10 protein-coding genes are annotated in these 12,899 nt (G+C 76.4%); 8 read left to right on the top strand and 2 right to left on the bottom strand.

The window, feature by feature from the left end; all coding sequences use genetic code 11:
* Window positions 1-2: 2 nt before the first annotated feature.
* Complete coding sequence (locus ACQPXD_RS31960; RefSeq protein ID WP_432825048.1) at window positions 3-1,220, bottom strand: benzoate/H(+) symporter BenE family transporter; 1,218 nt, start codon at window positions 1,218-1,220, stop codon at window positions 3-5.
* A gap of 419 nt (window positions 1,221-1,639) precedes the next feature.
* Here ACQPXD_RS31960 and ACQPXD_RS31955 point away from each other — a divergent pair, with 419 nt between their 5' ends.
* Window positions 1,640-2,191: a helix-turn-helix domain-containing protein gene (locus tag ACQPXD_RS31955; RefSeq protein WP_432825047.1), complete on the top strand. Its 552-nt coding sequence runs from the start codon at window positions 1,640-1,642 to the stop codon at window positions 2,189-2,191.
* A gap of 571 nt (window positions 2,192-2,762) precedes the next feature.
* Here ACQPXD_RS31955 and ACQPXD_RS31950 read toward each other — a convergent pair.
* Entirely contained in the window at window positions 2,763-3,236 is a 474-nt protein-coding gene (locus ACQPXD_RS31950; protein ID WP_432825046.1) for an NUDIX hydrolase, read from the bottom strand.
* 125 nt (window positions 3,237-3,361) lie between these two features.
* On the opposite strand from ACQPXD_RS31950, the gene ACQPXD_RS31945 reads away from it, so the two are divergent.
* From ACQPXD_RS31945 to ACQPXD_RS31915, 7 genes are read left to right on the top strand one after another with little or no spacing between them, the layout of a single operon-like run.
* Complete coding sequence (locus ACQPXD_RS31945) at window positions 3,362-4,240, top strand: chemotaxis protein CheW (protein WP_432825045.1); 879 nt, start codon at window positions 3,362-3,364, stop codon at window positions 4,238-4,240.
* A complete protein-coding gene (locus ACQPXD_RS31940) occupies window positions 4,233-5,762 on the top strand; it encodes a CheR family methyltransferase (RefSeq protein ID WP_432825044.1) in 1,530 nt (509 codons plus the stop codon). Before ACQPXD_RS31945 ends, ACQPXD_RS31940 begins: the two co-directional genes overlap by 8 nt.
* Window positions 5,759-6,355 (top strand): chemotaxis protein CheW, encoded by a 597-nt coding sequence (locus ACQPXD_RS31935; protein ID WP_432825043.1) that lies wholly within the window; start codon window positions 5,759-5,761, stop codon window positions 6,353-6,355. Before ACQPXD_RS31940 ends, ACQPXD_RS31935 begins: the two co-directional genes overlap by 4 nt.
* Window positions 6,356-6,358: 3 nt before the next feature.
* On the top strand, window positions 6,359-7,834 hold the full coding sequence (locus tag ACQPXD_RS31930) for a methyl-accepting chemotaxis protein (protein WP_432825042.1): 1,476 nt from the start codon (window positions 6,359-6,361) through the stop codon (window positions 7,832-7,834).
* A complete protein-coding gene (locus ACQPXD_RS31925; protein WP_432825041.1) occupies window positions 7,831-9,861 on the top strand; it encodes a hybrid sensor histidine kinase/response regulator in 2,031 nt (676 codons plus the stop codon). The genes ACQPXD_RS31930 and ACQPXD_RS31925 overlap by 4 nt, the downstream gene beginning before the upstream one ends.
* Window positions 9,858-10,934 carry a chemotaxis-specific protein-glutamate methyltransferase CheB gene (cheB, locus tag ACQPXD_RS31920; RefSeq protein ID WP_432825040.1) on the top strand — a complete coding sequence of 359 codons (1,077 nt, stop codon included), beginning with the start codon at window positions 9,858-9,860 and terminating at the stop codon, window positions 10,932-10,934. The genes ACQPXD_RS31925 and cheB overlap by 4 nt, the downstream gene beginning before the upstream one ends.
* The gene (locus tag ACQPXD_RS31915) at window positions 10,916-12,838 is read left to right on the top strand and encodes a response regulator (protein WP_432825039.1); all 1,923 of its coding nucleotides are present in this window, start codon (window positions 10,916-10,918) and stop codon (window positions 12,836-12,838) included. Before cheB ends, ACQPXD_RS31915 begins: the two co-directional genes overlap by 19 nt.
* The last annotated feature ends 61 nt before the right edge of the window (window positions 12,839-12,899 follow it).

The following is a 12,899-nucleotide window of genomic DNA, read 5'->3' as shown; positions in this document are numbered from 1 at the left end:
GGTTACCGGGCGGCCGGCTCCGGGGTGAGTTCTGCCTTGGCGGGCGGGGCGGTGGAGGCGGGCTTGCGGCGGCGGTGCAGCAGCAGTGCGGTCAGGCCGCCGGCCAGCAGGCCCCAGAAGGCCGAGCCGATGCCCAGGATCGTGGCGCCCGAGGCGGTGACCACGAACGTGACGACGGCGGCCTCGCGGCCCTCCGGCTCGGTCACCGCCGTGGCCAGGGCCGAGCCGAGGGCGGGCAGCAGGGCCAGCCCGGCCACGGCGGTGACCAGCAGCGGCGGGGACAGCAGGACCAGGGCCATGGCCAGCGACGCGCCCAGGCCCAGGGTCGCCTGGCCGGCGCCCAGGGCGACCGTGGCGATCCAGCGGCGGCGCGGGTCCGGGTGGGCGTCGGGGCCGGCGGTCAGGGCGGCGGTGATCGCGGCCAGGTTGACGGCGTGGCCGCCGAACGGGGCCGCGGCGGCGCTGGCCAGGCCCGTGGCCACGAGCAGGGGGCGCAGCGGGGGCGTGTAGCCGTAGGTGGCCATGACCGCCATGCCGGGCACGTTCTGGGCGGCCATGGTGACCAGGAACAGCGGTACCGCGATGCTCACCACCACCGAAGCGTTCAGCGCCGGGGCGACCAGCACCCCGGCCGGGCGCAGGGCGGCGCCGGTGAGCGAGCCGCCCGGGCCGTGGACGGCGATCGCGGCGACGGCGGCGAGCAGCGCGCCCGGCACGGCCCAGCTCCTGGCGTACCGGAACAGGATGGCCCAGGTCAGGATGACCGGCGCGGCCAGCAGCGGCAGCGCGACCGCGGCCCGCACCGGGGCGGTGCACAGGCTCAGGATGACGCCGCCCAGCATGGCCCCGGCGATCGGGCGCGGGATGGCGGCGATCGCCCGCGCGAGCCAGGGCGACAGCCCGGCCAGCACCATGAGCGCGGCGCTGACCAGGAACGCGCCGACCGCCGCCGGGAAGCCCCCCGGCACCGGGCCGGTCGCGACGAGCAGGGCCGCGCCCGGGGTCGACCAGGCGATCGAGATCGGGATCCGGTACCGCAGCCCGAGCCCGATCGCCGTCACCGCGATCCCGAGGCACAGCGCGAGTAGCCCGGAGGCCGCCTGGGCCGGGGTGGCGCCCACCGCGCGCAGGCCGGCCAGGACCACGGTGAAGGAGCTCGCGTAGCCGACGACGGCGCTGACCAGGCCGGCCAGGATCGGGGGGAGCAGCCCGCGGCGCATGACGCCTCCTGATCGTTCCGTAAACGGAACGCCACAATAGCCGGGTGGACCCTGGCCGGACAAGCGGCCGGGTGGACCCTGGCCGGACAAGCGGCCGGACGGACCCTGGCCGGACCGGCGCCCGGGCATCGGCCGGCGGGGCGAGCGGCCAGCGTCCGCCGGTGGCGCCGGCGGCCGGGTGTTTGCTGGTGGGGCTGGCGGCCGGGTGTCCGCTGGCGGGGCACGCGGCCGGGCGCACGCTGGCCGGGCGGGCGGCTGGGTGGACGACAGCGGGACAAGGCCGGGTGGACGATTGTGGGGCGAGGGGCCGGGTGAGCGACGGCGGGGCGAGGGGCCGGGTGGACGATTGTGGGGCGAGGGGCCGGGTGGACGACGGCGGGGCGAGGAGCCGGGTGGACGACGGCGGGGCGAGGGGCCGGATGGACGACGGCGGAGCGGGCCGGTTCGACGCGGCCGTGGGCGCGCGGCTGCGCGGGCTGCGGGAGGCGCGCGGCTGGTCGCTGTCGGCTCTGGCCCGCGCCGCCGGCATCGGCAAGGCGACCCTGTCCGGGCTGGAGCACGGCACCCGCAACCCGACCCTGGAGACGCTCTACGCGGTGGCGGGCGCACTGGAGGTACCGCTGACGGCTCTGGTCCTTGCTCCCGGCGATCCGCCCGAGGCCGCCGCCGACGTGCGCGGCGCGGCGGTGACCGCGACCCTGCTGGAGGTCTTCGAGGAGCCGGGCGCGACGTTCGAGCTGCTCCGGATGCGGGTACGCCCCGGCGTCGTCCAGCACTCGCCCGCACACGCCACCGGGGTGACCGAGCACGTCACCGTCTACCAGGGTGTCCTGCGAGCCGGTCCCGGCGACGCGCCGCTGGTCGCGCGGCCGGGCGAGCACATCAGCTGGCGGGCCGACGTTCCGCACGTGTACTGCACCATCGGCCCCGACGAGGTTCTCGCGAGCCTGCTGATCCGGTCCCCGCGCTAAGGCCTGTGCCCTCCTCTACGCCCGCCGGTTCCAGGGGCCGGCTCAACCCCGCCGATCCAGAGCGGCGCGACCCCCGGCGGCTCCGCCTGCCGCGCGCGGCCGGCGGCTCCGCTCTCCGCCCCCCCCCGGCGGCTCCGCTCTCCGCCCCCCGGCGGCTCCGCTCTCCGCCCCCCCCCCCCCGGCGGCTCCGCTCCCCGCCCCCCGGCGGCTCCGCCCCTCCCGGCGGCTTCGCCCCCCGGCGGCTTCGCCCCCCGCCCCCGCCCCCCGTCGGCTCCGCCCGCCGCGCGCGCGGCGCTGGTGGCCCCTGCGGCCGGTGCGGCGTGCGGGCGATGCGGCGTGCGGCCGGTGCGACGTTTTGCTTCCGTGATCATGCGCCGGGAGCGTCCACTGGCTGGGATCCTCATGATCGTGGAGTGATAGTGCCGCTCCTGGTACATCGTCGCTCCACGATCATGGAGATCCCGCCATTCGGGACGCTCCTCGGCATGATCGCGGAAAGAAAGCGCCGCCGGGACCCACCGCCGACTGCTCGCCCTCTTGCGGGCCGGGACATTTCGGCGATTTCGGCGCGCTAGCGGTGCCAGGGGCCTCGCGGGTCGGGGGCGACGAGGGCGGCGACGACCTCGGCGAGCCGCGGCGGCTCCAGGCGGTCCGGCAGGCCGGCGAGGCCGGCCGGGTCGACCCAGGCGTGGTCGTGGAGGCTCTGCTGCTCGTCGGGGAGCAGGCCGGTGCGGACCAGCGCGGGGCGCTCGGCGCCGAAGCGGGCGAGGAAGAACTGCTCGACGCCGACGAGCCGCTTGCCGTTCCACCGCTGGTCGCGCTCCACGTCTTCGCAGCGCTCCAGCACGGCCGCCGGGTCGAGCCCGGTCTCCTCGACCAGCTCGCGGCGGGCGGCCTGCAGCGGCGTCTCGCCCGGGTCGATGCCGCCGCCGGGCGGCTCCCACAGCCATGAGCCGTCGGACGGGTCGCGCCAGTGCAGCAACAGGAGCCGCTGGTCGACGTCGAGGCAGACGATCCGGGCCGCGGGACGGTGCACGGTCTCCATGCGCCCGACCCTAGAACAACCGCGCCGCGGAATCGGCCCCGGGTGGAAGCCGCAAAACGATCATTTGCCGCGTTTGCCGTCATATCCTGTGCCCAGCGCGGGTGACGGACGGGCGGGGCAGGGTGATGCGGATGCAGGATCAGCTCATCTTCGGCGTGGGGCGGGTGCTGTGCGCGTTGCCGCTCGCCAACGTCGTCGAGACGGTACGCCCGCTGCCGGTGCAGCCGGTCGCCTCGGGCGGCGGCGCACTGCTCGGGGTGGCGGTGATCCGCGGTGCGGCGGTGCCGGTCGTGGACACCGCCCGCCTCCTGGGCGACCCGGCGGCCCGCCCGACCCGCTTCGTCACGACGGCGACCGGACACGGGACCGTCGCCTTCGCCACCGGCGACGTGGTCGGGGTGCGCGCGGTCGCGCCGGATCCCGTCGGCCGGTCGCCCGCGGCCGGATCGCTCGTGGTCGGCGTCGGGGTGCTGGACGGGCGGCCGTTGCTCTTCCTGCGCGGCAACCTTGAGATCGACCGGTTCCTGCGCGAGGTCGTGGTTCCGCCGGCCGCCGCGAACCCCGCCGCGACGGCGGCCGGCGGCGGCGCCGCGGTTGCGTGGGTGGGCGCGGACCCTGCTGTCACGGCGGCGGGTCGCGGCGCTGTGGTTCCGCCGGCCGGCGCGGACCCTGCTGCCACGGCGGCCGGTCACGGGGTCGCGGTTGCGTGGGTGGGCGCGGACCCTGCCGCGGCGGGTCGCGGCGCTGCGGTTCCGTGGGTCGGCGCGGAGCCCGCTGGCGCGGCGGCGGAACGTCGCGCGGACATGCCTTCGCCCGCCGCCGTGGACCCTGCCCGCACCGGAGATGACAGCGTCGACGGGTCCGAGTTCGCCCAAATCGCCTCTTCGGCGCACGGGGCGAAAAATGATGATATGTCCGAAAAGTCAGGTGCTTGCGCCGGACTTTTCGTGACCTCCTCCGTCGGCGGGGTGGAGGGGCCGGGTGCGGGAGGTGCCGGTGCGTGACGGTGGGGGCGTCGAGCGGCTGCGCCGGCTGCTCGCGGAGCGGCTCGGTATGGCGTTCGACGACAAGAAGGACTCGCTGCTCGCCGAGATTCTCCAGCAGCGGGCCACCCAGCACGGGCTCAGCGACCGCGGCTACCTCGACCGGCTCGCCACCGCGTGGACCGCCGAGCTGGCCGCGCTCGCCGAGGCGCTGACCGTCAACGAGACGTACTTCTTCCGCAACATTGAGCAGTTCCGGGTGCTGGACCAGGTCGCGCTGCCCGAGCGGCTGCGGGGCCGGGCCGGCGACCGGCGGCTCGACCTGCTGTCGGTCGGCTGCTCCACGGGCGAGGAGGCGTACACCCTCGCCATGGTCGTCGCCGGGCGGGTGCCCGACGGGTGGGAGACCGCGATCGTCGGGCTCGACGTCAACCGGGGAGCGCTGCGCAAGGCGATGGCCGGGCGGTACTCCACCTGGTCGCTGCGCGAGACGCCCGAGGCGGCCCGGCGGCGGTGGTTCCAGGCCGGCGATGACGGCGTCGAGATCGACGCCCGGCTGCGCGGCCGGGTGCGGTTCGTCGAGCACAACGTGGCGCGGGAGGACCTGCTGCTGTTCGCGCCGGACACCTACGACGTCGTGTTCTGCCGCAACCTCCTCATGTACCTCACGCCCGACGCCGGGCGGGCGGTCGTCGAGCGGATCACCAGGGCGCTGACCCCGGGCGGGTACCTCTTCCTCGGCCACACCGACACGCTGGGCAGCCGGCCCCCGGGCCTGTCGGTCCACCACTCGCACGGCACGTTCTACTACCGCCGCGAGACGGCTCAGGGAGACCGCCGCGAGACGGCGCCGGGAGACCGCCGCGAGACGGCTCAGGGAGACCGCCGCGAGACGGCCCGCCGCGAGGGAGCGCCGGGAGACTGGCGGGAGTTGGCGCGCAAGCCCGAGGCGCGACCGGTGGCGCGCAAGCCCGAGGCGGGATCGGTGGCGCGCAAGCCCGAGGCGGGATCGGTGGCGCGCCAGGCCGAGGCGGTGCCGGTGGTGCGGCCGCGGCCGCGTGAGCAGGCGGTCCGGCTGCTGCAGGCGGAGCGGTTCGGCGACGCGCTGCGGGTGCTCGACGCGATCACCGGCGCCGAGGCCGACCGGCCCGACACGTGGCTGGTGCGCGGTTGCGCGCTGGCCCACCTCGGCGACACCGGGCGGGCGGCGGAGCTGTGCCGGCGGCTGCTGGAGCGCGACTCGCTGTTCGCCGACGCGCACCAGCTGCTCGCCGACTGCTGCGAGGGCGACGACGACCACGCCGCCGCGCAGCGGCACCACCGGATCGCGGCGCAGCTCGACGCCGGGTTCGCGATGCCGCGGCTGCGGCTGGGGCTGCTCGCCCGGCGTCTCGACGACCGGCGCACCGCCGAGGTGGAGCTCGACCGGGCGGTACGCCTCCTGCGTGACGAGACCGCCGAACGCATCGCGCTGTTCGGCGGCGGGTTCGGCCGCGCCGCCCTCATCGCGCTGTGCCGCGCCGAACTGGCGGCCGTGTCATGACCACCACCGCCGGACCGGCGAAGCAGGGCGGGAGCCTGGAGCAGCGGCTCGCCCGGCTGCGCGCGGAGTTCGACCGCTCGTTCGCCGACCCGCCCCGCAGCGAGGTCGCCGGCTACGACGACCTGCTCGCGATCAGGGCCGGCGGCGTGCGGTACGCCCTGCGTCTCACCCAGGCGGCGGGCCTGTTCCCGGACCGGCCGGTGACCCGCCTGCCCGGCCCGCTGCCGGCGCTGCTCGGCGTCGCGGGCTTCCGCGGCTCCATCGTGCCCGTGTACGCCCTCGCCGCCGTCTTCGGCACCGGCGGTACCCCCGCGGTATCCGACCGGAACGGGGACGTCCCGCGCTGGCTGGTGCTCGCCGCGGGCGTGCCGCCGGTGGCGCTCGCCTTCGAGGAGCTCGACGGCCACCTGCGGGTCCCCCGCGACGGGCTGGTCGAGGAGGCCGCCGGGCACGGGCCGCACGGCTGCCTGCGCGGCATCGTCCCGCTGCCCGGCGGGGCCCGGCCCATCGTCGACGTCCCGGCCGTGCGCGCGGCCGTCCAGACCGCGGTCGGGCGGGTCGCCGCCCCGCCGCACACACCCGAGGACCGGTAGGCAATGGCACGACAATGGACGTTCGGGCGCCGGCTGGGCCTGGGCTTCACCATCACCGCGGCGCTGACGGTGCTGACCGGCGCGCTCACCGTCTGGGCGCTGAGCACCGTCTCCGCGGCTAAGGACCGGGTCATCGACGTCGGCGTGCGCGGGCTCGCCGCCGCGCAGGAGCTGCGGGTGGCGGTGGAGGCCAAGAGCAGCGCCGGGCGGGCGTACCTGCTCACCGGCGACCAGCGCTACGTGCAGCAGGTCGCCGCCGCCCGCCAGCAGTTCGCCGCCGCGGTCGACCGGGTACGCGGGGTGCTGGACGACCCCGCCGAGCGGGACCTGCTCGACCAGGCCGTGACCGGCGAGCAGCGCCACCAGGACGCGCTGCAGGCGGTCTTCGCCCAGCGCGACCGGCCCGGCGCCGAGGTGACGGCGATCAGCGCCGCCTTCGAGAGCGGTGTGGCGCCGCTGCGTGACGCCCTGGACCGGCAGATCACCGCATTGACCGCCCGGCTCGACGCCGAGGTGCGCTCCGGGCAGCGCTCCGCGTCGACCCGGGCGAACGTCACCATCGCCGTGGTGATCGCCATCAAGCTGGCGTCGGTCGTCTTCGGCACCATCACCGGGATCTCGCTCAGCCGCGCCCTGGCCCGCCAGGTGGCCGGGACCGTCGGGCACATCCGCAGCTCGTCGGCGCAGCTGGAGGCGTCCGCCGGGCAACAGGCCACCGGGGCCCGGGAGCAGGCCACCGCGATGAGCGAGATCACCACCACGATCGAGGAGCTGCTCATCACCTCCCGGCAGATCGCCGACGGCGCGCAGCGGGTGGCGAAGGTCGCCGAGGAGACCGCGTCGGCGGCCGGCTCCGGGGACTCCACCATCGAGGAGGCCCGCGCCTCGATCGCCGCGATCCGCCGCCAGGTCGACCTGATCGTGCAGCACATGCTGGAGCTCGGCCAGCGCTCCCAGCAGATCGGCGGCGTCGTGGACCTCGTCTCGGAGCTGGCCGAGCAGACCAACATCCTGGCCATCAACGCCACCATCGAGGCGTCCGGGGCCGGCGAGTGGGGGCGGCGCTTCGCCGTCGTCGCGGACGAGATCCGCAAGCTGGCGGACCGGACCGCCGGCTCGGCGAAGGAGATCCGCGCCCTGATCGAGGACGTGCGCGGCGCGGTGAACACCACCGTCATGGCCACCGAGACCGGCGCGAAGGCGGTCGACGCGGGCACCCGGCAGTTCACCGCCGTCACCGCCGCGTTCCAGCAGATCGCCGACCTGGTCGCCACCACTACCGAGTCGGCCCGCGAGATCGAGCTGTCGACGAAGCAGCAGACCACCGCCGTGGAGCAGGTCAACGTGGCGGTCACCGACACCGCCCGGGTCACGCAGGAGAGCGAGTCCAGCGCGGTGCAGACCCGCCAGACCGCCGCCCACCTCACCGGCCTGTCCACGTCGCTGCTGCGCCTGGTCACGGCGGACAACGGCACATGACCCAGCCCAAGGATCCGCTGCGGTACTTCCGGATCGAGGCCCGCGAGCTGGTCGACCAGCTCGGCCGGGGCGTGCTCGAGCTGCAGGGCGACGCCGGCCCCGAGCCGGTCGCCGGCCTGCTGCGCAACGCGCACACCCTCAAGGGCGCCGCCCGCGTGGTGCGTCAGGCCGCCCTCGCCGACGCGGCGCACGCGCTGGAGGAGATCCTCGTGCCCTACCGCGACGGCGCCGAGCCGGTGCCCGCCGCGGTCGTCGGCGACCTGCTGCGGCTCACCGACACCATGTCGGAGCTGGTGGCCGCCCTGCAACCGCTGGCCCGGCCGGCGGCCGGCGAGGACCAGCCGGTGCCCGAGCCGGGGCGGGGCGCCGCCGCCGACGTCGACGACCTGCTGGAGGCCGTGGACGAGGCGCACGCCCGGTTCGCGCCGCTGCGCCGTCAGGCGGCCACCGTCGAGCGGGCCCGGCGCACCGCCGAGAGCCTCGCCGAGCAGCTGCGCACCGGCGCCGCCGAGCGCGGCGCGGGCCTGGCCGGTGGCCTGGCGAGCGACCTCACCGCGCTCGGCCGGCAGCTCACCGAGACCGTCGAGCAGGTGGAGCGGGAGCTCGACGACATCCGCGGCCGGGCCGAGCGGCTCCGGCTCGTCCCGGCCGAGCAGGTCCTCGCCGCCCTGCACCGGGCCGTCTACGACGTGGCCAGCACCGAGGGCAAGTCCGTGCAGTTCGACAGCCACGGCGGCGACCTGCGCCTCGACCCGCACGTGCTCGGTCAGGCCGGCAACGCCCTGCTGCACGTGGTGCGCAACGCGGTGAGCCACGGCGTGGAGAGCGAGGCCGAGCGCCTCGCCGCCGGCAAGCCGGCGCAGGGCCGGGTCAGCGTCGACGTGCGCCGCCGCGGCCGGTTCGCCGCGTTCCGCTGCCGCGACGACGGGCGCGGCTTCGACCTCGAGGCGGTGCGCCGGCAGGCCGAGCGGCGCGGCCTGGTCGCCGACGGCGCCGCCGCCGACGTGCGCGAGCTGATGCGGCTGCTCATGCAGGGCGGGATCTCCACCTCGGAGCGGGTCACCGGCGTGTCCGGCCGGGGCATCGGGCTCGACGCCGTCCGTGACGTCGCCGAGCGGCTCGGCGGCGAGGTGTCCGTGCACACCGAGCCGGGCCGGGGCACCGACGTCGAGCTGGTCGTACCCCTGTCGCTGGTTTCCCTGTCCGGTCTGGTCGTGCAGGCCGGCGGGGTGCTCGCCGCGCTGCCGCTGGACGCGGTGCGCACCTGCGTGCTGCTGCCCGGCGTCGAGGCGGCCGCCGCGGCCGCGGCCGGCGCGCTCGCCCACGACGGGCGGGTGCTGCCGTTCCTGCCGCTCGGCCGGGTGCTGGCCGCCGCGGGCGGCGGTACCGGGCCGAACGGGCGGGGCGTCGCGGTCGTGCTCGCCGCCGGCGACCGCCCGATCGCGGTCGGCGCCGACCGGCTGCTGGGCACCTCGACGCTGGTCGTGCGGCCGCTGCCGGATCTCGCGCCGGCCTCGCCGGTGGTCGGCGGCGTGTCGATCGACGCCGAGGGCAACCCGCGGATCGTGCTCGACCCGGTCGGCCTCGCCGACGCGGCCGGTTCGGCCCGCACCCCGGGCCCGCCGCCGGCCGCGCCCGGCGAACCGGCGCGCCTCGACCCGATCCTGGTGGTCGACGACTCGCTGACCACCCGCATGCTGGAGCGCAGCATCCTGGAGTCGGCCGGCTACCGGGTCGAGCTCGCCGCCTCGGCCGAGGAGGCCCTGGAGCGGGCCCGGCACCGCCGCTACGCGCTGTTCCTCGTCGACATCGACATGCCCGGCCTGGACGGCTTCGCCTTCGTCGAGCAGACCCGCGCCGACCCGGCCCAGCGGGACGTGCCGGCGATCCTGGTCAGCTCGCGCGCCTCGGCCGAGGACCGCCGCCGCGGGCTGGACGCGGGGGCCGGCGCCTACATCGTCAAGAGCGAGTTCGACCAGGAGGAGCTGCTCGGCCACATCCGCGCGCTGGCCGGTGCGCCGGCATGATCCGGGTGCTCGTCGTGGAGGATTCTGCCACGGTACGCCAGTTCCTGCGCGAGGCGCTGACCCGCGCCGACGGGTTCGAGATCGTCGGCGAGGCCACCGACGGCGCCGCCGCGGTCGAGCTGTGCCGCCGGCTGCGCCCCGACGTCATCACCATGGACGTGGTCCTGCCGGTGATGTCCGGACTCGCCGCCACCGAGCAGATCATGGCGCACGCACCGACCCCGATCCTGGTCGTGTGCTCCGCCGACCGCCGCGAGCTGTTCACCACCTACGACGCCCTCGCCGCCGGCGCCGTCGACGTGCTGGAGAAGCCGCGCGGCGACGCCTCCGACGACACCTGGGGCCACCGGCTGCGCACCGCGGTGAAGGTGGTCTCGCGGATCCGGGTGGTCACCCGGCGGCTGCCGGTCCCGCCGCCGCACCCGGACGGTGCCGGCACCCCCGGCCCGCCGCCGGGGGTGCGGGCGATCGCCGTCGGCGCCTCGACCGGCGGGCCGGGCGCCATCGTGCGGCTGCTGCGCGCGCTGCCGGCCGAGTTCCCGGTGCCGGTGCTCTACGTGCAGCACCTCGCCTCGGGCGGGGCGTTCGCGCAGGCGTTCACCGGCTGGCTCGCTGAGCAGACCGGCCGCCTGGTCGGCTACGCCCGCGGCGGCGAGGCGCTGTCCGCGCTCGGCGGGCGGGTCACCATGGCCCCGCCGGACCGGCACCTGCTGGTCCGCGGCGGCCACCTGCAGCTCAGCGCGGGCCCGCCCCGGCACTCCTGCCGGCCCGCGGTCGACGCGCTGTTCGAGTCCGTCGCGATGGACCTGGGCGGCAACGCGGCCGGGTGCCTGCTGACCGGGATGGGCCGCGACGGCGCCGACGGGCTGCTCGCCATGCGCCGGGCCGGCGCCGTCACGTACGCCCAGGACGCCGGCAGCTGCGTCGTCTACGGCATGCCCCGGGAGGCGGCGGCGCTGGGCGCGGCGGCGGAGGTCCTGCCGCCCGAGGAGATCGGCGCGCGGCTCGCCGCGGTGGGCCGCCGGTCCCCGGGGGCGCTTTCGGGGAGGCTCGCGTGGCGAACACCGTCCTGATCGTCGACGACAGCCTCACCGTGCGCATGGACCTGCACGACGCGTTCGAGGCCGACGGCTTCCAGACCGTCCTGTGCGCCGACAGCGCCGACGCCGTCGCCGCGTTCGATGCCGAGCAGTTCGACGTGGCCGTGCTCGACGTGCGCCTGCCCGACGGCGACGGCGTCGACCTGCTGCGCCGGCTGCGCGCCCATCCCAGCCACGCCGACGCGGTGGTGCTGCTGCTGTCCACCGAGGCGGAGGTACACGACCGGCTGCGGGCCCTGCGCACCGGCGCCGACGACTACGTCGGCAAGCCCTACGACGCGCCGGTGGTCGTGGCCCGCGCCCGCGAGCTGCTGCGCCACGGCCCGGGCGCGGAGCACCACCGGCACGTGCTGGTCATCGACGACAGCCGCACCTACCGCGAGCTGCTGCGGCACACCCTGGAGCCGGCCGGCTACGAGGTGACGACCGCGGCCAGCGGCGAGGAGGGGCTGCGCATCGCCGCCGCCCGGCCGCCGGACGCGATCATCGTCGACGGGGTGCTGCCCGGCATCGACGGCGCCACCGTGATCCGCCGGGTCCGCCTCGACGCCGCCCTGCGCAACGTGCCGTGCCTGCTGCTCACCGCCGCCGACGACTACACCACCGAGCTGCAGATCCTCGAGGCGGGCGCGGACGCGTTCGTGCGCAAGCAGGAGGACCTGGCCGTGGTGCTGGCCAAGCTGGCGGCGGTACTGCGCAAGAGCGCCGCCGCCCTGCCGCTGCCCGAGGCCGGCCGGGCCCGCCCGGCGCGGGTCCTGCTCGTCGACGCCGACAGCGGCCGGCTGTCGAGCATGGCGGGCCTGCTGCACGAGGACGGCTACGAGGCGATCCTGGCCCGCTGCGCCGACGACGCCCTGGCCATGCTCGCCGTGCAGCCCGCCGACTGCACGGTCGTCGACCTGCACCTGCCCGAGATCGACGGCCGCGAGCTGTGCGACCGCATCCGGTCCGTGCCCGGGCTGCGCGACATGCCGGTGATCGTCGTGGGCCGCGACGACGCGCTGCTGGAGTGCCTGGCCGCCGGCGCCGACGACTATGTGAAGCGGGCCGACGGCACCGGCACCCTGCGCGCCCACGTCCGCGCCCACCTGCGCCGCCAGCACCTGCACGAGCAGAACCGGCGGATCCGCGACGAGCTGGTGCGCCGGGAGATGGAGGCGGCCGAGGAGCGCGCCGCCCGCCGCTTCGCCGAGACCCGCGCCGAGCTGGTCGAGGAGCTGGAGTGGCGCAACCGGGAGCTGGAGGCCTTCAGCGGCTCGGTCTCGCACGACCTGCGCTCGCCGCTGCAGACCATCATCACCTACAGCGAGCTGCTCACCGAGGACGCCGACCCGGACGCCGCCGAGCAGCTGGGCCGCATCCACGCCGCGGCGATGCGGATGAACGCCCTCATCGACGCGCTGCTGTCGCTGGCCCGGGCCAACCGCGGCCAGATCCGCCGGGGCGACGTCGACCTGACCGGGCTGGCCGAGGACGTCGTCGACGAGCTGCGCCAGCGCGACCCGTCCCGGGCCGTGCGGGTCGCCGTCGCGGCCCGGATGAGCGCGGCGTGCGACGCCGACCTGATCCGCGTGGTGTACACCAACCTCATCGGCAACGCCTGGAAGTTCACCGGCCGCGCCCCGGACCCGGCGATCGACGTCGGCTGCGACGGCCCGGTCTTCTACGTGCGAGACAACGGCGCCGGCTTCCCGCCCGAGCACGCCGACCAGCTCTTCCGCCCGTTCGGCCGGCTGCACGACGCGGCCGAGTTCCCGGGCACCGGGATCGGCCTGACCACGGTACAGCGGGTCATCGACCGCCACGGCGGGCGCGTCTGGGCCACCAGCGAGGCTGGCGGCGGCGCCACGTTCTCGTTCACCCTGACCACACCGTGACGGGATCGCCGCATTCCGTGATCAAGAGCGGGCCGTTCGTGGTTCGATGAAGACTGCCGGT

Source organism: Dactylosporangium sp. CA-092794 (assembly GCF_050948465.1).
Taxonomy (GTDB): domain Bacteria; phylum Actinomycetota; class Actinomycetes; order Mycobacteriales; family Micromonosporaceae; genus Dactylosporangium.
This window is presented reverse-complemented; position numbering and strand designations above follow the sequence as displayed.

Bases quoted from the DNA above. Each gene is read 5' to 3' on its own strand.
- ACQPXD_RS31950 (WP_432825046.1), bottom strand. From the start codon at position 3,236: ATGGAGACCGTGCACCGTCCCGCGGCCCGGATCGTCTGCCTCGACGTC.
- ACQPXD_RS31955 (WP_432825047.1), top strand. From the start codon at position 1,640: ATGGACGACGGCGGAGCGGGCCGGTTCGACGCGGCCGTGGGCGCGCGG.
- ACQPXD_RS31935 (WP_432825043.1), top strand. From the start codon at position 5,759: ATGACCACCACCGCCGGACCGGCGAAGCAGGGCGGGAGCCTGGAGCAG.
- ACQPXD_RS31930 (WP_432825042.1), top strand. From the start codon at position 6,359: ATGGCACGACAATGGACGTTCGGGCGCCGGCTGGGCCTGGGCTTCACC.
- ACQPXD_RS31945 (WP_432825045.1), top strand. From the start codon at position 3,362: ATGCGGATGCAGGATCAGCTCATCTTCGGCGTGGGGCGGGTGCTGTGC.
- cheB (WP_432825040.1), top strand. From the start codon at position 9,858: ATGATCCGGGTGCTCGTCGTGGAGGATTCTGCCACGGTACGCCAGTTC.
- ACQPXD_RS31960 (WP_432825048.1), bottom strand. From the start codon at position 1,220: ATGCGCCGCGGGCTGCTCCCCCCGATCCTGGCCGGCCTGGTCAGCGCC.
- ACQPXD_RS31925 (WP_432825041.1), top strand. From the start codon at position 7,831: ATGACCCAGCCCAAGGATCCGCTGCGGTACTTCCGGATCGAGGCCCGC.